This window comes from Streptomyces sp. NPDC058576, assembly GCF_042718715.1.
Lineage (GTDB): Bacteria > Actinomycetota > Actinomycetes > Streptomycetales > Streptomycetaceae > Streptomyces.
Map to the genome: position 1 here is coordinate 196,823 of NZ_JBHXPF010000004.1, position 23,100 is coordinate 219,922.

Here is a 23,100-nt window from a genome sequence, read left to right on the forward strand (position 1 = left end):
GTCAGTCAACCTCCTCAACCGTCACGAGGTGGCGGACGGTGTTGGCCATTCCGCGGAACTCGGGGCGGTCCTCCTTGACAACCGAGTCGTTCAGGCGCTTGAGCCCGAGCGAACGCAGGGTGTCGCGGTGGTTCTGCTTGCTGCCGATGTACGACTTCGTCTGCGTGATCTTGAGGCGAGCCATTACGCACCCGCTCCCGCACGTGCACGAAGCAGAGCCGCGGGGGCGACGTCCTCGAGGGGCAGACCACGGCGGGCCGCGATCTCCTCGGGACGCTGCAGGCCCTGGAGGGCCGCCACGGTCGCATGCACGATGTTGATCGCGTTGGACGAGCCAAGCGACTTCGACAGGATGTCGTGAACGCCGGCGCACTCGAGCACGGCGCGCACCGGGCCACCGGCGATAACACCGGTACCGGGGGAAGCCGGCTTGAGCAGGACGACGCCCGCAGCCTTCTCGCCCGTGATCGGGTGAGGGATGGTGCCCTGGATGCGCGGGACCTTGAAGAAGTTCTTCTTGGCCTCTTCGACACCCTTGGCGATGGCCGCGGGAACTTCCTTGGCCTTGCCGTATCCGACACCGACGGTGCCGTCACCATCGCCCACCACGACCAGCGCGGTGAAGCTGAAGCGACGACCACCCTTCACAACCTTGGCGACGCGGTTGATCGCGACGACGCGCTCGACGTACGCGGTCTTCTCGGCGGCGCTGGCGCCACCGTCACGGCCCTTCCGGTCCCGCCGCTCGCCGCCACCGGCACCGCTTCCGCGGCGCTGGGGTCCAGCCATTGGATTTACCTCTCTCTGTTACGTCCGCTGTGCGTAGGAACCGGGGCTTAGAACTTCAGCCCGGCTTCACGGGCGGCGTCAGCCAGAGCGGCAATCCGCCCGGCGTACTGGTTACCACCGCGGTCAAACACGACGGCCTCGACGCCTGCGGCCTTGGCACGCTCGGCGACCAGGGCGCCGACCTGCTGGGCCTGGGCGCTCTTGTCACCCTCGCCACCACGGATCGAGGTGTCCAGGGTCGACGCCGACGCGAGCGTGTGGCCCGCGATGTCGTCGATGACCTGGGCCACGATGTGGCGGTTGGAACGCGTCACGACCAAGCGAGGACGCTCCGGCGAACCGGAGATGTGCTTGCGGACGCGGATGTGGCGGCGCTTGAGGGCGGCACGCTTGTACGCGTCGCCCTTGGCGATCTTCACACCGTATGCCATGGCTACTTACCAGCCTTTCCGACCTTGCGGCGGATGACCTCGCCCGCGTACTTGACGCCCTTGGCCTTGTACGGGTCGGGCTTCCGCAGCTTGCGGATGTTGGCGGCTACCTCGCCGACCTTCTGCTTGTCGATGCCCTCGACGCTGAGCTTCGTGGGCGACTCGACCTTGAAGGTGATGCCTTCCGGAGCCTCGATGAGGATCGGGTGGCTGTAGCCCAGGGCGAACTCCAGGTTGGAGCCCTTCGCCTGGACGCGGTAACCGACACCGCTGATCTCGAGCGCCTTTGTGTAACCCGTGGTCACGCCGGTGATCATGTTCGCCACCAGCGTGCGGGACAGGCCGTGGAGGGCCTTGTTCTGACGCTCGTCGTTCGGACGGGAGACGTTGAGCACGCCGTCCTCGCCCTTGGAGACCTCGATCGGCGCGGCAACGGTGTGCGTGAGGGAACCCTTGGGGCCCTTCACCGCGACCGTACGGCCATCGATGGTGACGTCCACACCGGCGGGAACCTGGATGGGGAGCTTGCCGATTCGCGACATGAGCTTTCCTTCCTTTCCCGACTACCAGACGTAGGCGAGGACTTCCCCACCTACGCCCTTCTTGCCTGCCTGCTGGCCGGTCAGGAGACCGTGGGACGTGGAGATGATCGCCACGCCCAGGCCGCCGAGGACCTTCGGCAGGTTGGTGGACTTTGCGTATACACGCAGACCCGGCTTCGAAATCCGCTTGATGCCGGCGATCGAGCGCTCGCGGTTCGGGCCGAACTTCAGCTCGAGGACGAGGTTCTTGCCGACCTCGGCGTCCTCGACCTTCCAGCCGGTGATGAAGCCCTCCTGCTGGAGGATCTCCGCGATGTGCGACTTGATCTTGCTGTGCGGCATCGCGACATCGTCGTGATATGCCGAGTTCGCGTTACGCAGACGCGTGAGCATGTCTGCGATGGGATCAGTCATGGTCATGAGTTGGCCTTCGGCCTCTCTCGCCGGGGTTTCCTGTATGCGCCATCCCTCTCCCCACTCAGTGGCGGGACGGGTGCGGTGCGGGGACCTACGGCGTAGTAAGTCGGTCGTGGGCGGCAGGCGCCCAACCCTTCAAGCCTACGGCATGAAAGGAGGGGCTCCTGCCGACCAGATACTTACCGAGAGTCTCCAGAACTTCCCTTTGCCCGAGGGCAGAGGGGAGTTACCAGGAGCTCTTGGTCACGCCCGGCAGCTCGCCACGGTGAGCCATCTCACGAAGGCACACGCGGCACAGGCCGAACTTGCGGTAGACGGAGTGGGGCCGGCCGCAGCGCTGGCAGCGGGTGTACCCGCGCACGCCGAACTTCGGCTTACGGGCGGCCTTAGCGATCAGAGCCTTCTTCGCCACGGTCAGTTCTCCTTGAACGGGAAGCCGAGGTGACGAAGGAGGGCACGACCCTCGTCGTCGTTGGTCGCCGTGGTGACCACGGTGATGTCCATGCCCCGGACCCGGTCGATCTTGTCCTGGTCGATCTCGTGGAACATGACCTGCTCCGTGAGACCGAAGGTGTAGTTGCCACGGCCGTCGAACTGCTTCGGCGACAGGCCACGGAAGTCACGGATACGCGGAAGCGCGAGCGACAGCGTACGGTCCAGGAACTCCCACATCCGGTCACCGCGGAGGGTGACGTGGCAGCCGATCGGCTGGCCCTCGCGCAGCTTGAACTGCGCGATGGACTTGCGGGCCTTCGTGACGGCCGGCTTCTGGCCGGTGATCGTGGTGAGGTCCTTGACGGCACCGTCGATCAGCTTGGAGTCGCGGGCGGCGTCGCCCACACCCATGTTGACCACGATCTTGACCAGACCGGGAACCTGCATGACGTTCTCGTAGGAGAACTCCTCACGCAGCTTGCCGGCGATTTCCTCGCGGTAGCGCGTCTTGAGACGCGGCGCAGTGGTGGCAGTCATCAGATGTCCTCACCGGTCCGCTTGGCAACGCGGATCTTGTTGCCCTCGTCGTCAAAGCGGTAGCCGACGCGGGTGACAACCTTGTTGCCGTCCTTCTCCACGACCAGCTGAACGTTGCTGATGTGGATCGGGGCCTCGGTGGTGACAATGCCACCCGTCTGCGAACCGCGAGCCGTCTGACCGGCCTTGGTGTGCTTCTTGACCCGGTTGACACCCTCGACGAGGACGCGGTCCTGAGCGGGGTAGGCCACGATGACCTTGCCCTGCTTGCCCTTGTCCTTACCGGTGATGACCTGAACCAGGTCGCCCTTCTTGATCTTCATGCTTACAGCACCTCCGGCGCGAGCGAGATGATCTTCATGAACTTCTTCTCGCGCAGCTCCCGGCCCACCGGGCCGAAGATGCGGGTGCCGCGGGGGTCGCCGTCGTTCTTCAGAATGACGGCGGCGTTCTCGTCGAAGCGGATGTACGAGCCATCCTGACGACGACGCTCCTTGACGGTGCGAACGATGACGGCCTTGACGACGTCACCCTTCTTCACGTTGCCACCGGGGATCGCGTCCTTGACGGTGGCGACGATGACGTCACCGATACCCGCGTAGCGGCGACCCGAGCCACCGAGAACACGAATGGTGAGAATTTCCTTCGCACCCGTGTTGTCGGCGACGCGCAGTCGCGACTCCTGCTGGATCACGTCTATCTCCTGATCGTCTGCCGGTTCCCGGCGGGTGCCTCTCCGTTACCGGAGAGGCACCTCACCGAGCCTGGCGGAACTGACCTGAGGGGAGAATCCCTCAGGAATTACTTGGCCTTCTCGAGGATCTCGACGATGCGCCAGCGCTTCGAGGCGGACAGCGGACGCGTCTCCATGATGATGACGCGGTCGCCGACGCCTGCAGCGTTCTGCTCGTCGTGGGCCTTGAGCTTGTTCGTACGGCGGATGACCTTGCCGTACAGCGCGTGCTTGACGCGGTCCTCGACAGCGACGACGACGGTCTTGTCCATCTTGTCGCTGACGACCAGACCCTCACGGGTCTTGCGGAAACCGCGGTCGGTGTTCGTCTCAGTCACAGTCTTCTCGCTCATCAGGCGCTCTCCACCGTCTCGATGCCCAGCTCGCGCTCACGCATCAGGGTGTAGATCCGGGCGATGTCCTTACGGACGGACTTGAGCCGGCCGTGGTTCTCGAGCTGGCCCGTTGCCGCCTGGAAGCGGAGGTTGAACAGCTCTTCCTTGGCTTCGCGGAGCTTGTTGAGGAGCTCCTCGTCGCCCAGCTCGCGCAGCTCGGACGCCTTGGTACCGGCCGACATCACGACTCACCTGCCTCGCGCCGAACGATCCGGCACTTCATCGGAAGCTTGTGAGCAGCGCGGGTGAGCGCCTCACGAGCAATCTTCTCGTTCGGGTAGGACAGCTCGAACATCACCCGACCCGGCTTGACGTTCGCGATCCACCACTCGGGAGAACCCTTACCGGAACCCATGCGGGTCTCGGCAGGCTTCTTCGTCAGGGGACGGTCCGGGTAGATGTTGATCCAGACCTTGCCGCCACGCTTGATGTGACGGGTCATCGCGATACGAGCGGACTCGATCTGACGGTTCGTCACGTACGCCGGGGTCAGCGCCTGGATGCCGTACTCGCCGAACGCAACCTGCGTGCCACCCTTGGACATACCGCTGCGCTTCGGGTGGTGCTGCTTGCGGTGCTTGACCCTACGGGGGATCAGCATTTCGGTCAGGCCTCCGTTCCGGTGCTCTCAGCAGCCGGAGCAGCGGCGGCGGGAGCGTCGGCCTTGGGGGCCTCGGCTGCCGGCGACTGCTGCGGCTTACGGCCGCGACCGCCACGCTCGCCACCACGGCCACCGCGGCCGGCCGGGCGGTCAGCGCCGCCACGAGCCGGACGGTTGCCGGCGCGGGCCGCGGCGTTCTCGGCGCGAACCTCGGCGATGTTCTTGACGTCGCCCTTGTAGATCCAGACCTTCACGCCGATGCGGCCGAAGGTCGTCTTGGCCTCGAAGAAGCCGTAGTCGACGTTCGCGCGGAGCGTGTGCAGGGGCACGCGGCCCTCGCGGTAGAACTCCGAGCGGGACATCTCGGCGCCGCCGAGGCGACCGCCGCACTGGATCTTGATGCCCTTGGCGCCGGCCTTCATCGAGCTCTGCATGCTCTTGCGCATGGCACGACGGAAGGAGACGCGGGAGGAGAGCTGCTCGGCGACGGCCTGGGCCACCAGCTGAGCGTCCACCTCGGGGTTCTTGACCTCGAGGATGTTCAGCTGGACCTGCTTGCCGGTCAGCTTCTCCAGCTCGCCGCGGATGCGATCGGCCTCGGCGCCACGGCGACCGATGACGATGCCCGGACGGGCGGTGTGGATGTCAACGCGGACGCGGTCGCGGGTGCGCTCGATCTCGACCTTCGAGATGCCGGCCCGCTCCATGCCCTTCGTCATCATGCGACGAATGGCGACGTCTTCCTTGACGTAGTCCTTGTACAGCTTGTCGGCGTACCAGCGGGACTTGAAGTCCGTGGTGATGCCGAGCCGGAACCCGTGCGGGTTTACCTTCTGGCCCATTACCGGGTTCCTTCCTTGCTGCTGACGACCACGGTGATGTGGCTGGTCCGCTTACGGATCCGGTAGGCACGGCCCTGAGCACGCGGACGGAACCGCTTCAGGGTCGGGCCCTCGTCCACGTACGCCTCGCTGATGACCAGCGAAGAGGCGTCGGTGTGGTCGTAGTTGTGTGCAGCGTTGGCAATGGCGCTGTCCAGCACCTTGCCAACCGGCACGCTCGCGGCCTGCGGGGCGAAACGCAGGACCGCCTGAGCCTCCGTGGCATCCATGCCACGGATGAGGTCCACCACTCGGCGGGCCTTCATGGGCGTGACGCGGATGTACCGCGCCTGGGCCCTGGCTTCCATGGTTGTCCCTTCGGTGTAAGTCATAGTCGTTTCCACCCCGCGCTAGCGGCGCTTCGACTTCCGGTCGTCCTTGACGTGGCCGCGGAAGGTGCGAGTCGGCGAGAACTCGCCGAGCTTGTGGCCGACCATCGACTCGGTGACGAACACCGGGACGTGGATCTTGCCGTTGTGCACCGCGATGGTGTGACCCAGCATGGCCGGGACGATCATCGAGCGACGGGACCAGGTCTTGATGACGTTCTTGGTCCCCGCGTCGTTCTGTACGTCCACCTTCTTGATGAGGTGGCCGTCGACGAAGGGCCCCTTCTTGAGACTGCGCGGCATCTAAACCCGCTCCTAGCGCTTCTTGTTCGTCTTGCGGCGGCGGACGATGTACTTGTTGCTCGCCTTCTTGGGAGAACGAGTACGACCCTCCTTCTGACCCCACGGCGAGACCGGGTGGCGTCCACCGGAGGTCTTGCCTTCACCACCACCGTGCGGGTGGTCAACCGGGTTCATCGCGACACCGCGGACGGTCGGGCGGACGCCCTTCCAGCGCATGCGGCCGGCCTTGCCCCAGTTGATGTTCGACTGCTCGGCGTTGCCGACCTCACCGATCGTCGCGCGGCAGCGCGCGTCGACCAGGCGGATCTCACCCGACGGCATACGAAGGTGGGCCATGGTGCCCTCCTTCGCCAGCAGCTGCACGGAGGCACCCGCGGAACGGGCGAACTTCGCGCCGCCGCCGGGCCGCAGCTCGATGGCGTGGATGGTCGTACCGACCGGGATGTTGCGCAGCGCCAGGTTGTTACCGGGCTTGATGTCGGCGGCCGGACCGTTCTCGACACGGTCACCCTGCGACAGGCCACGGGGAGCGACGATGTAACGCTTCTCGCCGTCCGCGTAGTGCAGCAGCGCGATGCGCGCGGTGCGGTTCGGGTCGTACTCGATGTGCGCGACCTTGGCCGGCACGCCGTCCTTGTCGTGACGACGGAAGTCGATCACGCGGTAGGCGCGCTTGTGGCCACCACCCTGGTGGCGAACGGTCACACGACCGGCGTTGTTACGGCCGCCCTTGCTGTGCAGGGGGCGGACCAGCGACTTCTCCGGCGTGGACCGCGTGATCTCGACAAAGTCGGCGACGCTGGAGCCACGACGGCCCGGGGTCGTCGGCTTGTACTTGCGGATACCCATTTCTCAGTCCTCGTCCGATTCCGGACGACTCGACCTCACTAGGAGGTCGGGCCGCCGAAGATGTCGATACGGTCGCCCTCGGCGAGGGTCACGATGGCGCGCTTCGTGTCGGCGCGCTTGCCGAAACCGGTGCGGGTGCGCTTGCGCTTGCCCTGCCGGTTGATCGTGTTGACCCCGGTGACCTTGACCGAGAAGACCGCTTCCACGGCCTGCTTGATCTGGGTCTTGTTGGAGCCGGGCGCGACGATGAACGTGTACTTGTTCTCGTCGAGCAGCGCGTAGCTCTTCTCGGAGACCACGGGCTTGACGAGAACGTCACGCGGGTCCGAGTACGTCTTGCTGGTAACGGTCGCCTCGCTCATCAGGCGTCGCTCCCTTCGGTCTCAGCGGTCTGGGGGCCAGACACGAAGGACTCGAAAGCGGCCTGGGTGAAGACCACGTCGTCAGAGACGATCACGTCGTACGTGTTGAGCTGGCCCGGCTCCAGGATGTGCACCTGGGGCAGGTTGCGCGCGGACAGCCACGCGGCCTCGTCGGCGCGGTCGACGACCAGGAGCAGGTTCTGGCGCTCCGAGATCTTGCCGAGCAGCGTCTTGGCGGCCTTCGTGGAGGCGGCACCCTCGACCACGCCGGTGACGACGTGGATACGGGAGTGACGGGCCCGGTCCGAGAGGGCACCGCGCAGGGCGGCGGCCTTCATCTTCTTCGGGGTCCGCTGCGAGTAGTCACGCGGCTGCGGGCCGTGGACGACGCCACCACCGGCGAACTGCGGGGCGCGGGTCGAACCCTGACGGGCGCGGCCGGTGCCCTTCTGACGGTAAGGCTTCTTGCCACCACCGCGGACTTCACCGCGGCGCTTGGTCTTGTGCGTGCCCTGACGGGCAGCCGCCAGCTGAGCGACAACGACCTGGTGGATCAGCGGAACGCTGGTCTTCGCGTCGAAGATCTCCGCGGGGAGGTCGACGGTACCGGCCTTGTCGCCTGCCGGCGAAAGGATGTCAATGGTGCTCATTACCTCAAGCCCCCTTGGCCGCGGTACGGACCAGGACGAGGCCGCCGTTCGGACCGGGGACCGCGCCCTTGATGAGGAGCAGACCCTTCTCCGCGTCAACCGCGTGGATGGTCAGGTTCTGGGTGGTGACGCGCTCGTTACCCATACGGCCCGCCATGCGCATGCCCTTGAAGACACGCCCAGGGGTGGCGCAGCCACCGATGGAACCGGGGGAACGGTGCTTGCGCTGGGTGCCGTGCCCGGCGCCGAGGCCCTTGAAGTTGTGACGCTTCATGACACCGGCGAAGCCCTTGCCCTTGCTCTTGCCCGTGACGTCAACCTTGACGCCGGACTCGAACACCTCGGCAGTGACCTCCTGGCCCAGCGTGTACTCGCTGGCGTCAGGGGTGCGGAGCTCCACCAGGTGGCGGCGCGGGGTGACGTCGGCCTTGGCGAAGTGACCCTTGAGGGGCTTGTTCACCTTGCGCGGGTCGATCTCGCCGAAGGCGATCTGGACCGCTTCGTAGCCGTCGCTGTCGTTGGTGCGAACCTGCGTCACGACGCACGGACCGGCCTTGACGACGGTCACCGGGACAACCCGGTTGTTCTCGTCCCAGACCTGGGTCATGCCGAGCTTCTCGCCCAGGACGCCCTTGATGTTCTTGCTCATCTCGGCCCGTCCCCTCAGAGCTTGATCTCGATGTCGACGCCAGCCGGCAGGTCGAGGCGCATCAGCGAGTCAACCGTCTTCGGCGTGGGGTCGAGGATGTCGATGAGGCGCTTGTGGGTGCGCATCTCGAAGTGCTCGCGAGAGTCCTTGTACTTGTGCGGCGACTTGATGACGCAGTACACGTTCTTCTCAGTGGGCAGCGGCACCGGGCCCGCGACCGACGCACCAGTGCGGGTCACCGTCTCGACGATCTTCTTCGCCGAGGAGTCGATGACCTCGTGGTCGTAGGCCTTGAGCCGGATGCGGATCTTCTGTCCCGCCATGGCTACTAGTAGTCCTGTCTCTCGTAACGCTCTGGAACCCGGGGGTTCTCTGGACTCCTCCTCCGACCCACGCGGTCGGGCGTGTCGCATCCCCTCTACGAAAATCTCCCGAAGGAGATCCCAACCAAGGGGGTGCGGACCCTGAGACCGCGGAACCGGGGGCGGAACACCCACCGGGTGCCTGGCCGGCGCCCTGCGTTGCTTCCCGGAAGATTCCCGTACGTCCGGCCCTGGGGGCCGACGAGTACTGTGGGACTCGCTTCCGGTCCTCCCGGCGGGAGGCGCGCAGCATTGACACTCAACCGAGCAACCTGGTCAGTGTGCCATACGGGGCGCGGGCCTGGCCAATCGAGTCGGGAATCCTACCCCGAGCGAACGAGTGCTCAAACGCGGACACGCAACCGGCGGAGCGGGGGCGCCGGACATCCGCCCCGAGATCGACGGGGCGGCCGGGCGTCACCGCCGTTCGAACCACGTGACCGTGACGTCGTTGGTGAACGAGGTGCGATCGGCCACCGCGAAGACCGTGGGGTCGAACTTCCCGTCGAACACCGGGACTCCCACGCCCGCGACCACCGGGTAGCTCTTGACGATCAGCTCGTCGATCGCCGGCAGCAGCGTTCCGGCGAGACGTCCGCCCCCGCAGAGCCAGATGTCCCGGCCCTCCTGTCGCTTGAGGTCGCGGACCAGGGCGAGCGGGTCCTCGCCGACCACGGTGACCGCCGGGTCGATGTCCGGTGCGAGCGTGCTCGACACGACGTACTGACGCAGATGGGCGTAGGGGCTCGTGACGCCCGCGTCCAGGGCCGGGCGATAGCTTCCGCGACCCATCAGGACCGTGTCGAAGCGCTGGCTCGGGGTGTCCGACAGGCCGTGCTCGGCGCGCATGGACGTGGGGATCGTCTCGGGGTAGCGGGCATTGATCCACTCGATGAAGGCGGCGGCCTGCTTCTCGTCGCCGTAGGGGTAGAAGTCGAACTCCCCGCCGGGCCCGGCGATGTAGCCGTCGAGGGAGACAGCGATGTAGTACACGAGCTTCCGCATAAATGAACTCCACGTGTAGTACTCTGAGTGTAGTGGTTTGAATATAGTACTACGGCTGGAGTGGTGTCAATGGTGCGCAGAAACGCCGAACGCAGGACCGCCCTCGTCGACGCGGCGATCGAGGTACTCGCCAGGGAGGGAGCGCGCGGTCTGACCTTCCGAGCCGTGGACGCGGAAGCCGCCGTGCCCGCCGGCACGGCCTCCAACTACTTCGCCAACCGCGACGACCTGCTCACCCAAGCGGGCGCTCGGGTCTACGAACGGCTCCAGCCCGATGCGGCGACGATCGAACGACACCGGTCCAGCGCCTCGGACCAGGAGACCTACGCGGCACTGATGCACGAGCTGGTGGGCCGGATCAGCGCTTTCCGCACCGGCTATCTGGCGCTGCTCGAACTGCGCCTCGAAGCCACCCGGCGTCCCGAGCTGCGCGCGGTGCTGACCGACCGGGTCCGCGCGGACGTCGACGCCAACGTGGCCTACCACCAGGAGTCCGGCCTGCCGGGCGACGCGACCGCGGTCCGGCTGCTGTACCTGGCGTACAACTGGCTCATCGTCGAACAGCTCACCCTGCCCGGAGTGTTCTCCGAGGCCGAGCGCGCACAGCTCGTCGAGGCCGCCGTGGAGCGCATCGTGAGGCCGTAGCCCGCGCCCAACCTCACACCCCGGTCGGGCAACCCGCCCGCCCCGATGCTCGTCTACTCCCCCGCAGGTGCGGCTCGACCGCCGCTGACCTGCGCGAAGAGTCAGGCAGTACGCAGGACAGGGCGGCCGTTCGCCCGCTGCGGGGGAAGCGGGACGGACGGAGTGCGCGGCGTGGTGGATCGATCTGTCCTGTCCCGAATACGCATGCCCCGGCGCGCCGTCCTCCTCGCGGCCACCGCGACCGCCGCCACCGCCGGGTGCGCCGTACCGCCGCCCCGGCGACGCGGTCCGGTGCCGGACCCGGCGCCCGGCCTGGCCATAGCGAGCACCCGGCGGGCCCTGGTCATGCAGCTGCTGGCGCACCCGGACGACGACCTGTACTTCATGAACCCGGACACCCGTGAGGCCCTCGACGCCGGGACCCCGCTGGTCTGCGTGTATCTGACCGCGGGCGAGGCGGACGGCCTCAACAAGGTTCCCGGTGCGCCCCGTCCGGCCCCCGACCGTGCCGCGTACTCCTCCTCCCGCCACCAGGGCCTGCGCCAGGCGTACGCCGAGCTGCTCGGGCTCGACCGGTTCACGCCCTGGCGGAAGTCGGTGGTGACCCTGCGCGGCGGCCACCGCGCCGAGGTGAACGTGCTGGCCGACGGCGTCCGCCAGGTCGAGCTGGTCTTCCTCAACACCGCGATGCGCACCGGGCGCGGCCGCCCCGGGCTGCCCAGTCTCTGGCGGGACCGCCGGCTCGTCCTGCGTACCGTCGTCGCCGACGACTCGCCGCTGGAGCGCGCCGGTTCGTATACGTACGAGTCCCTGATCGACGTCCTCGTCGGGCTCCTGGAGCAGTACCGGCCGACCGTCGTGCACACCCTCGACCCGGACCCGGACCTCCAGTTCAGCAGCGAGTACGAGCGCCGCCGGGACAGCGAGCAGCGCGGGTACTCCGATCACGCCGACCACACCGCGGCCGGGTGTTTCGCCTGGGCCGCCCTGATCCGCTGGGTGGCGGGGGCGACGGGGCGCGGGGAGCCGGTGCCCGGGTTCGTCGTCGCCTCGTTCCGGGGGTACTACAACCGGCACTGGCCCAAGAACCTGCCGCCCGCGGTGCTGGAGCGCAAGGCCGCCCACCTCGTCCCCTACGGCGGCGCGCCCGACTGGGAGTGCGGCAACCCCTCGGGGTGCGGCGACTACAACGTCGGCGGCGACCGGCCCCTGACCAATCGCAAGGGGTGGGTCCGCTCCACCCACCACCGCTATCCGGGCCCCCGGACCCAGGTCGCCTCCGGGACGGACGGCCGGCTCACCGCCTACGGGGTGCTGGGGCTGCGCGCCGTCCGGTGGCGCGAGAGCGCGCCCGGCAGCGGGGTGTGGGACGCGCCGGACGACCTCGGCGGCGGGCCGCTCGCCCCGGCACTGGGCGGCGCGGCGACGGCGGACGGGCGGCAGTTGCTGTTCGGGCTGCGGTTCGCCGCGCTCGGCGGGCACGGCGCGGACAACGAACGCGAGATCGTGGTGCTGGAACAGCGCTCCCCCGGCGGCCCCTTCCTCGCCTGGCGGGGCCTCGGCAACCCCGCCACCGGCGGCGACCACGGGCGGCGGATCGGGACCCCGGTCGCCGTGACGGCCCCGGACGGCCGGGTCCACCTCTTCGTACGGAACGCGGAGAAGGGCCTCAGCACCCGGGTGCGCGACGCGGCCACCGGCCGCTGGAGCGGCTGGCGCGACATGGGCGGCGGCGAGGTGCAGGACGGGCTGACCGCGGTCGTCGACACGGCCGGGTGCGTCCATGTGTACGCGGCCGGCCACCATGCCGTGCACCACTGGACCCAGGACGCCCCGGGCGCCGGCGTCACCGCCCGCACCCAGCTCACCGGCTCCCCCGTCCCCGCGCACGCGCCCGGCGCACTCCCCGCGCCCGACGGGTCCGTGGAGCTGTACTACCGGCCCGCCGCGCGGGCGGGGATCGCCGTCGTGCGGGCCGCCCCCGCCCCCGCGCCCCGCTTCGGCGGCTACGGTCCGGTGACCGCCGCCGCCTCACCGGGCGGCCCGGTACTGCTCGGCCGGTCCGCGGAGGGCCGGATCCAGCTGCGTACCGCCGAAGGCACATCCGTACGCTCCCGGGGCCCCGTCTCCCTGGACGGCGCCGCCCTCCACCTCGGCGCGGCGGACGGGCGGCCCGCCGTCGTGGGGTTCGGGCCGGACGCCGCGCCCTGGGTGTGGCGGCCGTAGAAGCGGTCACGTTCCCGCCAACTCCGGCCCCATAACGCCGCGTTATGGCCAAACGTTAGTACCCCGCCCTCTTCGCGCTCCGGCACCCTGTTGCCCACCATCCCCCACAGACACGCCTACCCAGCGTGTCGCGCGAAACGAGGCATCATGCGCATATCCAGGCTCATGCCCGCTGTCGCCGCAGCAGCAGCCTGCGTCCTCTCGCTCTTCGCACCGTCCGCGGCGGCCGCACCCGCGCCGCCGCTCCAGGACGCCCCGCCGCCGAGCACCCAGATCATCGGCGGCGGCCAGGCGACCAACGCCCCTTGGGCCGCCCGGCTCTTCTCGAACGGCAGAGAGACCTGTTCGGCGACGATCATCGCGCCGACCTGGATCCTCACCGCGAAGCACTGCGTCACCGGCGGCGGTCTGTCGTTCCGCATCGGCAGCCTCGACCAGCACAGCGGCGGCGTGGTGGCGAACGGCGCCCAGACCTACACCCACAGCTCGGACCTGGCGCTGGTGCGGCTGGACCGTTCCGTGCAGGCGACCTACTCCCGCCTCGGTCCGCCCGGCTCGGTGAGCGTCGGGCAGAGCGTCCAGGTCTGGGGCTGGGGCGCCACATCGCAGTGCGGCGCCGAGGCCAACTGCCAGTCCCGCTACCTGAAGGTCGCCAACGTGACGGTCACCGGCGGCTGCGGTGACGCGTACGGCGGCTCGGCCATCTGCGCCCGCCGCGGCAACGGCATCACCGCCGGCGGCGACTCCGGCGGCCCGATGACCGCGAACGGCATCCAGGTCGGCGTCGCCTCCACCAGCGACCGCCAGACCACGACCGCGTACACGAACGTCACCGCGTACCGGTCCTGGATCCAGTCGATCGCGGGCGTCTGACCGGACACCCCACCCGGGACGGCGGGCACCTGACCGACCCGCCGTCCCCCTGAACCGTAGGGCCCCCGTACCTCACCGCCCGAGGTACCGGGGCCCTACAGCCATTCCGCCGCGAAGTCCGGGCATGGCGAAGGGCCCCGCACCTCTTTCGAGGTGCGGGGCCCTTCTTGCAGCTCAGTGAGCCACCAGGTCCAAGGACCAAGCAGAAACTACTTGATGATCTTGGTGACCTGGCCGGCGCCCACGGTCCGGCCACCCTCACGGATGGCGAACTTCAGGCCCTCTTCCATGGCGACCGGCTGGATCAGCGCGACGTCCATGAGGGTGTTGTCACCCGGCATGACCATCTCGGTGCCCTCGGGAAGGGTCACAACGCCCGTCACGTCCGTGGTACGGAAGTAGAACTGCGGGCGGTAGTTGTTGAAGAAGGGGGTGTGACGGCCACCCTCGTCCTTCGACAGGATGTAGGACTGCGCCTGGAACTCGGTGTGCGGCGTGACCGAGCCGGGCTTGATGATGACCTGGCCGCGCTCGACGTCCTCGCGCTTGATGCCACGGAGGAGCAGACCGACGTTCTCACCGGCCTGGCCCTCGTCGAGCAGCTTGCGGAACATCTCGATGCCGGTGACCGTGGTGGTGGTCTTCTCGGTCTTGATACCGACGATGTCGACGGTCTCGTTGACCTTCAGGACACCACGCTCGATGCGGCCGGTGACGACCGTACCGCGACCGGTGATCGTGAAGACGTCCTCGATCGGCATGAGGAACGGCTTCTCGACGTCACGCTCGGGCTGCGGGATGGACTCGTCGACAGCCTTCATCAGGTTGAGGACGGACTCACCCCACTCCTTGTCGCCCTCGAGCGCCTTGAGCGCCGAGACCTTGACGACCGGAACGTCGTCGCCCGGGAACTCGTACTCGGAGAGGAGCTCACGGACCTCGAGCTCGACGAGCTCCAGGATCTCCTCGTCGTCCACCATGTCGGCCTTGTTCAGGGCGACGACGATGTAGGGGACGCCGACCTGGCGGGCCAGGAGCACGTGCTCCTTGGTCTGCGGCATCGGGCCGTCGGTGGCGGCGACCACGAGGATGGCGCCGTCCATCTGCGCGGCACCCGTGATCATGTTCTTGATGTAGTCCGCGTGACCGGGGCAGTCGACGTGCGCGTAGTGACGCGACTCCGTCTGGTACTCGACGTGCGCGATGGAGATGGTGATACCGCGCTGGCGCTCTTCGGGAGCCTTGTCGATCTGGTCGAAGGCCGAGGCCTCGTTCAGGTCCGGGTACGCGTCGTGCAGCACCTTGGTAATGGCGGCCGTGAGGGTCGTCTTACCGTGGTCGATGTGACCGATGGTGCCGATGTTGACGTGGGGCTTAGTCCGCTCGAACTTTGCCTTCGCCACTGGGGTCCTCCTGAGTGGTTCTGTACGCCTTGCTTCATCGGCGCCAGGTGATCTTTGCTGGGGTGCCGGCGCCGGGGGCATACGGCACAGTGCTCGCGCGCTGTGCCGCATGCCCGCCAGGCTCCGGTGACAAGCCTAAAGCGTGAGCTCGGGAGAGTTACTCGCCCTTGGCCTTCGCGATGATCTCCTCGGCGACGTTCCGCGGAACCTCGGCGTAGGAGTCGAACTGCATCGAGTAGCTTGCGCGACCCGAGGTCTTGCTGCGGAGGTCTCCGACGTAGCCGAACATCTCCGAGAGGGGCACGAGGCCCTTCACGACGCGAGCGCCGCTGCGCTCCTCCATGGCCTGGATCTGGCCACGGCGGGAGTTGAGGTCGCCGATGACATCGCCCATGTAGTCCTCGGGCGTGGTGACCTCGACGGCCATCATCGGCTCGAGGAGCACGGGAGAGGCCTTGCGGGCACCCTCCTTGAACGCCTGCGAACCGGCGATCTTGAAGGCGAGCTCCGAGGAGTCGACCTCGTGGTAACCACCGTCGAGAAGGGTGACGCGGACGCCGACCATCTCGTAACCGGCCAGGATGCCGAACTGCATGGCTTCCTGAGCACCCGCGTCCACCGAGGGAATGTACTCACGGGGGATGCGGCCACCGGTGACCTTGTTGACGAACTCGTAGGAGGCGTCGCCACCCTCGATGGGCTCGAGGGCGATCTGCACCTTCGCGAACTGGCCGGTACCACCAGTCTGCTTCTTGTGCGTGAAGTCGATGCGCTCGACGGCCTTGCGGATCGTCTCGCGGTACGCGACCTGGGGCTTGCCGACGTTCGCCTCGACGCGGAACTCGCGCTTCATGCGGTCGACGAGCACCTCGAGGTGAAGCTCGCCCATACCACCGATGATGGTCTGGCCGGTCTCCTCGTCGGAGTGCACCTGGAAGGAGGGGTCCTCCTCCGAGAGGCGCTGGATGGCGACACCCAGCTTCTCCTGGTCGCCCTTGGACTTCGGCTCGATGGCGACCTGGATGACCGGCGCCGGGAAGTCCATGGACTCCAGGATGACCGGGTTCTTGTCGTCGCACAGCGTCTCACCGGTGGTGGTCTGCTTGAGACCCATGACGGCGATGATGTCGCCGGCGCCCACCGATGCGATCTCCTCACGCTTGTTCGCGTGCATGCGGTAGATCTTGCCGATGCGCTCCTTCTTGCCCTTGACGGAGTTCAGCACCGCGGTGCCGGCCTCCAGGCGACCGGAGTAGATCCGGACGAAGGTGAGCTTGCCGAGGTGCGGGTCGCTCGCGATCTTGAACGCCAGGCCGGAGAACGGCTCGTCGTCCGAGGGCTTGCGCGCGATGACCTTCTCCGGGTCCTTCACGTCGTGGCCCTCGATGGCCTCGACGTCCAGGGGGGAAGGCAGGTAGCGCACGACCGCGTCGAGCAGGGGCTGGACGCCCTTGTTCTTGAACGCGGTGCCACAGAACACCGGGGTGACGGTGACGGAGTCGGCGCTGCCCTTCGACGCAAGGGTGATGCGGCGGATCGCCTCGTGCAGCTGCTCCTGGGTGGGCTCGGTGCCCTCCAGGTACAGCTCCATCATCGCGTCGTCGTTCTCGGCCACGGCCTCGAGGAGCTTCCCGCGCCATTCGACGGCGGACTCCTGGAGGTTGTCCGGGATGTCGACGGTGTTGTACATCTCGCCCTTGGCGGCCTCTTCGGGGTACACGAAGGCCTTCATCGACACGAGGTCGACGACGCCGGTGAAGTCCGCCTCGGCGCCGATGGGGAGCTGCATGACGATCGGGGTGGCGCCGAGGCGCTCCACGATCATGTCGACGCAACGGAAGAAGTCCGCACCGGTGCGGTCGAGCTTGTTGACGAAGCAGATACGCGGCACGCCGTAGCGGTCCGCCTGACGCCAAACGGTCTCGGACTGCGGCTCGACGCCCGCGACACCGTCGAACACGGTGACAGCGCCGTCGAGGACGCGGAGCGAACGCTCCACCTCGACGGTGAAGTCGACGTGACCCGGGGTGTCGATGATGTTGATGGTGTGGTCAACATCGTTGAGCGGCCAGTGGCAGGTCGTCGCGGCAGACGTGATCGTGATGCCGCGCTCCTGCTCCTGCTCCATCCAGTCCATCGTGGCAGCGCCGTCGTGGACTTCACCGATCTTGTAGCTCACACCGGTGTAGAAGAGGATCCGCTCAGTGGTGGTCGTCTTGCCCGCGTCGATGTGGGCCATGATCCCAATGTTGCGGACCTTGGCCAGGTCAAGCGAAGTGGTGGCCATAAGGCTCAATCTTCTCTCGGTCTCGATGGGGGTAGCGACTACCAGCGGTAGTGCGCGAAGGCCTTGTTGGACTCGGCCATCTTGTGGGTGTCCTCACGCTTCTTGACCGAAGCGCCGAGGCCGTTGGAGGCGTCGAGCAGTTCGTTCATGAGGCGCTCGGTCATGGTCTTCTCGCGGCGGGCGCGGGAGTAACCGACGAGCCAGCGCAGAGCGAGGGTGGACGCGCGACCGGGCTTGACCTCGATCGGCACCTGGTAGGTGGCGCCACCGACACGGCGGGACTTGACCTCGAGCGAGGGCTTGACGTTCTCAAGCGCGCGCTTCAGCGTGATGACCGGGTCGTTGCCGGTCTTCTCGCGGAGGCCTTCCATGGCGCCGTACACGATCCGCTCGGCGGTGGAACGCTTACCGTCGAGGAGGATCTTGTTGATCAGCGACGTGACAAGAGGAGAGCTGTAGACCGGGTCGATGATGACCGGGCGCTTCGGGGCGGGGCCCTTACGAGGCATTCTTACTTCTCCTTCTTGGCGCCGTAGCGGCTGCGGGCCTGCTTGCGGTTCTTGACACCCTGGGTGTCAAGGGAGCCGCGGATGATCTTGTAACGAACACCCGGCAGGTCCTTCACACGGCCACCACGCACGAGCACGATGGAGTGCTCCTGCAGGTTGTGTCCCTCACCCGGGATGTAGGCCGTGACCTCGATGCCGGAGGTCAGACGCACACGCGCGACCTTACGGAGCGCCGAGTTCGGCTTCTTCGGGGTGGTCGTGAACACACGCGTGCAGACACCGCGACGCTGGGGCGAACCCTCGAGCGCGGGCGTCTTGTTCTTCTCGACCTTGTCCTGCCGGCCCTTCCGGACCAGCTGCTGGATCGTAGGCACTACTTCTCCGGTTTCTGTGTGCCGTTCGTGAAACTAACCTGGAACATCGCCGACCCACGCGGTCGGGTGTGTCGAATACTGCGGACTTCCGCCCTGCGGACAGGAGGAGCGCAGATTGCGGTGGCTACTGACGGACCCGCGATGCGGTTGATGACACGCACACGAGCCCAGGCACACCCCAGGCACAAGGCTTGAGCGTACCTACCTCACGGAGCTGGGTCAAAACAAATGCTGTCCACGCCCGCGGGCCGGGCCCCGCGCCTCTGGCCACCGATGGCGATGACCACCCCCGTAGGCCCTTCGGGCGCAGCTCAGCGCCCCGGAGGCCCGCCACCCGACGCCCGGCCTCCGGGCGGGCCCCCAGGCCCCCGGGCAGGCCCGCCCCCGCACACGCCTGAGGGCGGCCACCCCGTTGCGCACGGGATGACCGCCCTCAGGCGTTTCAAGCGACAGCCGCTCGCTTACTGGTTGTACGGACCGTAGTCGTAGTCCTCCAGCGGAACGGCCTGGCCGGAGCCGGTGCCGAACGGCGAGTAGTCGATGTCGTCGTAGCCGACGGCCGAGTACATCGCGGCCTTGGCCTCCTCGGTCGGCTCGACCCGGATGTTGCGGTAGCGGGACAGACCCGTACCGGCCGGGATGAGCTTACCGATGATGACGTTCTCCTTGAGGCCGATCAGGGAGTCCGACTTGGCGTTGATCGCCGCGTCGGTGAGGACCCTGGTCGTCTCCTGGAAGGACGCCGCCGACAGCCACGACTCGGTGGCGAGCGAGGCCTTGGTGATACCCATCAGCTGCGGACGGCCGGAGGCGGGGTGACCGCCCTCGGTGACCACACGACGGTTCTCGGTCTCGAACTTCGACCGCTCGACCAGCTCGCCCGGAAGCAGCTCCGCGTCGCCGGACTCGATGATCGTCACGCGGCGGAGCATCTGCCGGATGATGATCTCGATGTGCTTGTCGTGGATCGACACGCCCTGCGAGTTGTAGACCTTCTGGACTTCGCCGACCAGGTGGACCTGGACCGCACGCTGGCCGAGGATGCGCAGCACGTCGTGCGGGTTGGTCGCACCGACGGTGAGCTTCTGGCCCACCTCGACCGGGTCGCCCTCGCCCACGAGCAGACGGGCACGCTTCGAGATCGGGAACGCCGTCTCGTCGCTGCCGTCGTCCGGGGTGACGACGAGCTTCTTGGTCTTCTCGGTCTCCTCGATCCGCACGCGGCCCTTGGCCTCGGAGATCGGGGCGACACCCTTCGGCGTACGGGCTTCGAAGAGCTCGACGACTCGGGGCAGACCCTGGGTGATGTCGTCACCGGCCACACCACCGGTGTGGAAGGTACGCATCGTCAGCTGGGTACCGGGCTCACCGATGGACTGGGCGGCGATGATGCCGACAGCCTCACCGATGTCGACCAGCTTGCCGGTGGCGAGCGAGCGTCCGTAGCAGAAGGCACAGGTGCCGACCGCGGACTCACAGGTCAGGACCGAGCGGGTCTTGACCTCCTCGACGCCGGCGCCCACCAGGGCGTCGATCAGGACGTCGCCGAGGTCGACGTTGGCAGGCGCGATGACCTTGCCGTCCACCACGACGTCCTCGGCGAGCATGCGGGCGTAGACCGAGGTCTCGACGTCCTCCGTCTTGCGGAGCACGCCGTCGGCGCCCTTGACCGCGATCTTCAGCTTGAGGCCGCGGTCGGTGCCGCAGTCCTCCTCGCGAATGATCACGTCCTGCGAGACGTCCACCAGACGACGGGTCAGGTAACCCGAGTCGGCGGTACGCAGGGCGGTGTCCGCCAGACCCTTACGGGCGCCGTGGGTGGCGATGAAGTACTCGAGGACGGTCAGACCGTCACGGTACGACGCCTTGATCGGACGCGGGATGGTCTCGTTCTTGGCGTTGGCCACCAGACCACGCATACCGGCGATCTGACGCATCTGCATCATGTTTCCTCGCGCACCGGACTCGATCATGACGAAGATCGAGTTGGTCCGCGGGAAGTTCCGCTGCATGGCCTCGGACACCTCGTTGGTGGCCTTGTTCCAGATGACGACCATTTCCTGCGTGCGCTCGTCCTTGGTGATCAGACCGCGCTCGAACTGGTTCTGGACCTTGAGGGCGTCGCCCTCGTACCGCTCCAGGATCTGCGGCTTCTCCGGCGGACCGAGGATGTCCGAGAAGGCCACGGTGACACCGGAACGGGTCGCCCAGTGGAAGCCCGCCGCCTTCAGGTTGTCGAGCGTCGCCGCCACGATGACCTTGGGGTAGCGCTCGGCCAGGTCGTTGACGATCTCGGAGAGCTGCTTCTTGCCCACCGAGTAGTCGACGAACGGGTAGTCCTCGGGCAGCAGCTCGTTGAAGAGCGCGCGGCCCAGGCTGGTCCGCAGCCGGAAGGTGTCGCCGGGCTGGTACTCCGGCTCGCCCTCCTCGGCGACCGGCGGCACCCAGCCACGCGGCGGCATGGTGCCGACCGGGAAGCGGATGTCGATCTTCGCCTGGAGCGACAGCTCGCGGGCGTCGAAGGCCATGGTGGCCTCCGCCGTGGAGCCGAACGCGCGGTCCGCGCCCTTGACGTTGCGGCCCTCGTCGTCCGTGGTGAGGAAGAAGAGGCCCAGCACCATGTCCTGGGTCGGCATGGTGACGGGACGGCCGTCGGCCGGCTTCAGGATGTTGTTCGAGGACAGCATCAGGATGCGGGCCTCGGCCTGCGCCTCCGCGGAGAGCGGCAGGTGCACGGCCATCTGGTCACCGTCGAAGTCCGCGTTGAACGCGGTGCAGACGAGCGGGTGGATCTGGATGGCCTTGCCCTCGACCAGCTGCGGCTCGAAGGCCTGGATGCCCAGGCGGTGCAGGGTGGGCGCACGGTTCAGCAGCACCGGGTGCTCGGCGATGACCTCTTCGAGGACGTCGTACACGACGGTGCGGCCACGCTCGACCATGCGCTTGGCCGACTTGATGTTCTGCGCGTGGTTCAGGTCCACCAGGCGCTTCATCACGAACGGCTTGAAGAGCTCCAGCGCCATCGCCTTCGGCAGACCGCACTGGTGCAGCTTGAGCTGCGGACCGACGACGATCACGGAACGCGCGGAGTAGTCCACACGCTTGCCGAGGAGGTTCTGACGGAAACGGCCCTGCTTGCCCTTCAGCATGTCGCTGAGGGACTTCAGGGGACGGTTGCCGGGACCGGTGACCGGGCGACCGCGGCGGCCGTTGTCGAACAGCGCGTCGACGGCCTCCTGCAGCATCCGCTTCTCGTTGTTCACGATGATCTCGGGGGCGCCGAGGTCAAGGAGACGCTTGAGGCGGTTGTTGCGGTTGATCACACGGCGGTACAGGTCGTTCAGGTCGGAGGTCGCGAAGCGGCCACCGTCCAGCTGCACCATCGGACGCAGGTCCGGCGGGATGACCGGCACGCAGTCGAGCACCATGCCCTTGGGCTTGTTGCTGGTCTGCAGGAACGCGGAGACGACCTTGAGGCGCTTGAGCGCGCGGGTCTTCTTCTGGCCCTTGCCGGTGCGGATGATCTCGCGGAGGCGCTCGGCCTCCTCGTCGAGGTCGAAGGACTCCAGACGCTTCTGCAGCGCGGCGGCGCCCATGCAGCCGTCGAAGTACGTGCCGAAGCGGTCACGCAGCTCGCGGTAGAGCAGCTCGTCGCCCTCCAGGTCCTGGACCTTGAGGTTCTTGAAGCGGCTCCACACCTCGTCGAGGCGGTCGATCTCGCGCTGCGCACGGTCGCGCAGCTGCTTCATCTCACGCTCGGCGCCTTCGCGCACCTTGCGGCGCACGTCGGCCTTGGCGCCCTCGGCCTCCAGCTCGGCCAGGTCGGTCTCGAGCTTCTTGGCGCGGGCCTCCAGGTCGGAGTCACGGCGGTTCTCGGTCTGCTGGCGCTCGACGGAGACGTGAGCCTCCAGGGACGGCAGGTCGCGGGTACGACGCTCCTCGTCCACGAACGTGATCATGTACGCGGCGAAGTAGATGACCTTCTCGAGGTCCTTCGGCGCGAGGTCCAGCAGGTATCCGAGGCGAGAGGGAACGCCCTTGAAGTACCAGATGTGGGTGACGGGAGCGGCAAGCTCGATGTGGCCCATCCGCTCACGACGCACCTTGGCGCGAGTGACCTCGACGCCGCAGCGCTCGCAGATGATGCCCTTGAAGCGGACACGCTTGTACTTGCCGCAGTAGCACTCCCAGTCCCGGGTCGGACCGAAGATCTTCTCGCAGAAGAGTCCGTCCTTTTCGGGCTTGAGCGTGCGGTAGTTGATGGTCTCCGGCTTCTTCACTTCGCCGTGCGACCAGGTCCGGATGTCGTCCGCGGTGGCAAGGCCGATCCGCAGCTCGTCGAAGAAGTTGACGTCGAGCACTTGTCGTCAATCCCTCTTTCGGGGTCTCGTCTCAATCAATGGTCTGAACGGGTCCGGGGAGGGCCGGCCCCCACGGGATGATGCGGCCGGCCGGCCCCTCACAACACATAGAAGCAGCACGGCGCGCCCCCGGACAGGGCGAAACCCAGTTA

At 67.3% G+C, this 23,100-nt stretch carries 29 protein-coding genes; 3 read left to right on the forward strand and 26 right to left on the reverse strand.

What is annotated here, in order from left to right:
* Position 1 precedes the first annotated feature (1 nt).
* The 21 genes from rpmD to ACFWRV_RS05265 all read right to left on the reverse strand — a co-directional run bounded on the left by rpmD (position 2) and on the right by ACFWRV_RS05265 (position 10,270).
* Entirely contained in the window at positions 2-184 is a 183-nt protein-coding gene (rpmD, locus tag ACFWRV_RS05165) for a 50S ribosomal protein L30 (protein ID WP_015610734.1), read from the reverse strand.
* On the reverse strand, positions 184-789 hold the full coding sequence (gene rpsE, locus ACFWRV_RS05170) for a 30S ribosomal protein S5 (RefSeq protein WP_003966944.1): 606 nt from the start codon (positions 787-789) through the stop codon (positions 184-186). Before rpsE ends, rpmD begins: the two co-directional genes overlap by 1 nt.
* A gap of 47 nt (positions 790-836) precedes the next feature.
* Positions 837-1,220 carry a 50S ribosomal protein L18 gene (gene rplR, locus ACFWRV_RS05175; protein ID WP_015610732.1) on the reverse strand — a complete coding sequence of 128 codons (384 nt, stop codon included), beginning with the start codon at positions 1,218-1,220 and terminating at the stop codon, positions 837-839.
* Positions 1,221-1,222: 2 nt separating this feature from the next.
* Entirely contained in the window at positions 1,223-1,762 is a 540-nt protein-coding gene (rplF, locus tag ACFWRV_RS05180) for a 50S ribosomal protein L6 (protein ID WP_030579867.1), read from the reverse strand.
* Positions 1,763-1,783: 21 nt separating this feature from the next.
* Entirely contained in the window at positions 1,784-2,182 is a 399-nt protein-coding gene (rpsH, locus tag ACFWRV_RS05185) for a 30S ribosomal protein S8 (protein ID WP_205084438.1), read from the reverse strand.
* Between the two features lie 223 nt (positions 2,183-2,405).
* Positions 2,406-2,591, reverse strand: a complete 186-nt coding sequence (locus ACFWRV_RS05190; RefSeq protein ID WP_003948630.1) for a type Z 30S ribosomal protein S14 — start codon at positions 2,589-2,591, stop codon at positions 2,406-2,408.
* A 2-nt stretch (positions 2,592-2,593) separates the two neighbouring features.
* Entirely contained in the window at positions 2,594-3,151 is a 558-nt protein-coding gene (rplE, locus tag ACFWRV_RS05195; protein ID WP_003966948.1) for a 50S ribosomal protein L5, read from the reverse strand.
* Positions 3,151-3,474: a 50S ribosomal protein L24 gene (gene rplX, locus ACFWRV_RS05200; RefSeq protein ID WP_007446729.1), complete on the reverse strand. Its 324-nt coding sequence runs from the start codon at positions 3,472-3,474 to the stop codon at positions 3,151-3,153. The genes rplE and rplX overlap by 1 nt, the downstream gene beginning before the upstream one ends.
* A gap of 2 nt (positions 3,475-3,476) precedes the next feature.
* Complete coding sequence (gene rplN, locus ACFWRV_RS05205; protein ID WP_003966950.1) at positions 3,477-3,845, reverse strand: 50S ribosomal protein L14; 369 nt, start codon at positions 3,843-3,845, stop codon at positions 3,477-3,479.
* A gap of 107 nt (positions 3,846-3,952) precedes the next feature.
* Positions 3,953-4,237: a 30S ribosomal protein S17 gene (rpsQ, locus tag ACFWRV_RS05210; RefSeq protein ID WP_073718385.1), complete on the reverse strand. Its 285-nt coding sequence runs from the start codon at positions 4,235-4,237 to the stop codon at positions 3,953-3,955.
* Positions 4,237-4,461 (reverse strand): 50S ribosomal protein L29, encoded by a 225-nt coding sequence (gene rpmC / locus ACFWRV_RS05215; protein ID WP_003966952.1) that lies wholly within the window; start codon positions 4,459-4,461, stop codon positions 4,237-4,239. Before rpmC ends, rpsQ begins: the two co-directional genes overlap by 1 nt.
* A complete protein-coding gene (gene rplP / locus ACFWRV_RS05220) occupies positions 4,461-4,880 on the reverse strand; it encodes a 50S ribosomal protein L16 (protein ID WP_003966953.1) in 420 nt (139 codons plus the stop codon). The genes rpmC and rplP overlap by 1 nt, the downstream gene beginning before the upstream one ends.
* Positions 4,881-4,885: 5 nt before the next feature.
* Entirely contained in the window at positions 4,886-5,722 is an 837-nt protein-coding gene (rpsC, locus tag ACFWRV_RS05225) for a 30S ribosomal protein S3 (protein ID WP_007446736.1), read from the reverse strand.
* Entirely contained in the window at positions 5,722-6,069 is a 348-nt protein-coding gene (gene rplV, locus ACFWRV_RS05230; RefSeq protein WP_004571827.1) for a 50S ribosomal protein L22, read from the reverse strand. Before rplV ends, rpsC begins: the two co-directional genes overlap by 1 nt.
* Before the next feature lie 42 nt (positions 6,070-6,111).
* Positions 6,112-6,393 (reverse strand): 30S ribosomal protein S19, encoded by a 282-nt coding sequence (rpsS, locus tag ACFWRV_RS05235; protein WP_103509564.1) that lies wholly within the window; start codon positions 6,391-6,393, stop codon positions 6,112-6,114.
* 12 nt (positions 6,394-6,405) lie between these two features.
* A complete protein-coding gene (gene rplB, locus ACFWRV_RS05240; protein WP_030798881.1) occupies positions 6,406-7,242 on the reverse strand; it encodes a 50S ribosomal protein L2 in 837 nt (278 codons plus the stop codon).
* A 38-nt stretch (positions 7,243-7,280) separates the two neighbouring features.
* A complete protein-coding gene (gene rplW, locus ACFWRV_RS05245) occupies positions 7,281-7,604 on the reverse strand; it encodes a 50S ribosomal protein L23 (RefSeq protein ID WP_003966958.1) in 324 nt (107 codons plus the stop codon).
* Positions 7,604-8,254, reverse strand: a complete 651-nt coding sequence (rplD, locus tag ACFWRV_RS05250; RefSeq protein ID WP_003966959.1) for a 50S ribosomal protein L4 — start codon at positions 8,252-8,254, stop codon at positions 7,604-7,606. The genes rplW and rplD overlap by 1 nt, the downstream gene beginning before the upstream one ends.
* Positions 8,255-8,258: 4 nt before the next feature.
* The gene (gene rplC, locus ACFWRV_RS05255) at positions 8,259-8,903 is read right to left on the reverse strand and encodes a 50S ribosomal protein L3 (RefSeq protein WP_003966960.1); all 645 of its coding nucleotides are present in this window, start codon (positions 8,901-8,903) and stop codon (positions 8,259-8,261) included.
* Between the two features lie 14 nt (positions 8,904-8,917).
* Positions 8,918-9,226: a 30S ribosomal protein S10 gene (gene rpsJ / locus ACFWRV_RS05260; protein ID WP_003948644.1), complete on the reverse strand. Its 309-nt coding sequence runs from the start codon at positions 9,224-9,226 to the stop codon at positions 8,918-8,920.
* Positions 9,227-9,682: 456 nt separating this feature from the next.
* The gene (locus ACFWRV_RS05265) at positions 9,683-10,270 is read right to left on the reverse strand and encodes a dihydrofolate reductase family protein (RefSeq protein ID WP_384328447.1); all 588 of its coding nucleotides are present in this window, start codon (positions 10,268-10,270) and stop codon (positions 9,683-9,685) included.
* Between the two features lie 69 nt (positions 10,271-10,339).
* Between ACFWRV_RS05265 and ACFWRV_RS05270 the strand changes: the two genes are divergently transcribed.
* From ACFWRV_RS05270 to ACFWRV_RS05280, 3 genes are all read left to right on the forward strand, one after another.
* Positions 10,340-10,915, forward strand: coding sequence for a TetR/AcrR family transcriptional regulator (locus ACFWRV_RS05270; protein WP_384328450.1), 576 nt, complete (start codon positions 10,340-10,342; stop codon positions 10,913-10,915).
* A 204-nt stretch (positions 10,916-11,119) separates the two neighbouring features.
* Positions 11,120-13,141 carry a PIG-L family deacetylase gene (locus ACFWRV_RS05275; RefSeq protein ID WP_384328599.1) on the forward strand — a complete coding sequence of 674 codons (2,022 nt, stop codon included), beginning with the start codon at positions 11,120-11,122 and terminating at the stop codon, positions 13,139-13,141.
* Between the two features lie 147 nt (positions 13,142-13,288).
* Positions 13,289-14,014, forward strand: coding sequence for a S1 family peptidase (locus ACFWRV_RS05280; RefSeq protein ID WP_384328453.1), 726 nt, complete (start codon positions 13,289-13,291; stop codon positions 14,012-14,014).
* Positions 14,015-14,223: 209 nt separating this feature from the next.
* On the opposite strand, the gene tuf is transcribed toward ACFWRV_RS05280, so the two are convergent.
* From tuf to ACFWRV_RS05305, 5 genes are all read right to left on the reverse strand, one after another.
* A complete protein-coding gene (gene tuf / locus ACFWRV_RS05285; protein ID WP_010058805.1) occupies positions 14,224-15,417 on the reverse strand; it encodes an elongation factor Tu in 1,194 nt (397 codons plus the stop codon).
* A gap of 157 nt (positions 15,418-15,574) precedes the next feature.
* Positions 15,575-17,704, reverse strand: coding sequence for an elongation factor G (fusA, locus tag ACFWRV_RS05290; RefSeq protein WP_384328457.1), 2,130 nt, complete (start codon positions 17,702-17,704; stop codon positions 15,575-15,577).
* A 38-nt stretch (positions 17,705-17,742) separates the two neighbouring features.
* Complete coding sequence (gene rpsG / locus ACFWRV_RS05295; protein WP_003966970.1) at positions 17,743-18,213, reverse strand: 30S ribosomal protein S7; 471 nt, start codon at positions 18,211-18,213, stop codon at positions 17,743-17,745.
* Between the two features lie 2 nt (positions 18,214-18,215).
* A complete protein-coding gene (gene rpsL, locus ACFWRV_RS05300; RefSeq protein ID WP_003948652.1) occupies positions 18,216-18,587 on the reverse strand; it encodes a 30S ribosomal protein S12 in 372 nt (123 codons plus the stop codon).
* A 461-nt stretch (positions 18,588-19,048) separates the two neighbouring features.
* Positions 19,049-22,948, reverse strand: a complete 3,900-nt coding sequence (locus ACFWRV_RS05305) for a DNA-directed RNA polymerase subunit beta' (RefSeq protein ID WP_384328461.1) — start codon at positions 22,946-22,948, stop codon at positions 19,049-19,051.
* Between the last annotated feature and the right edge of the window lie 152 nt (positions 22,949-23,100).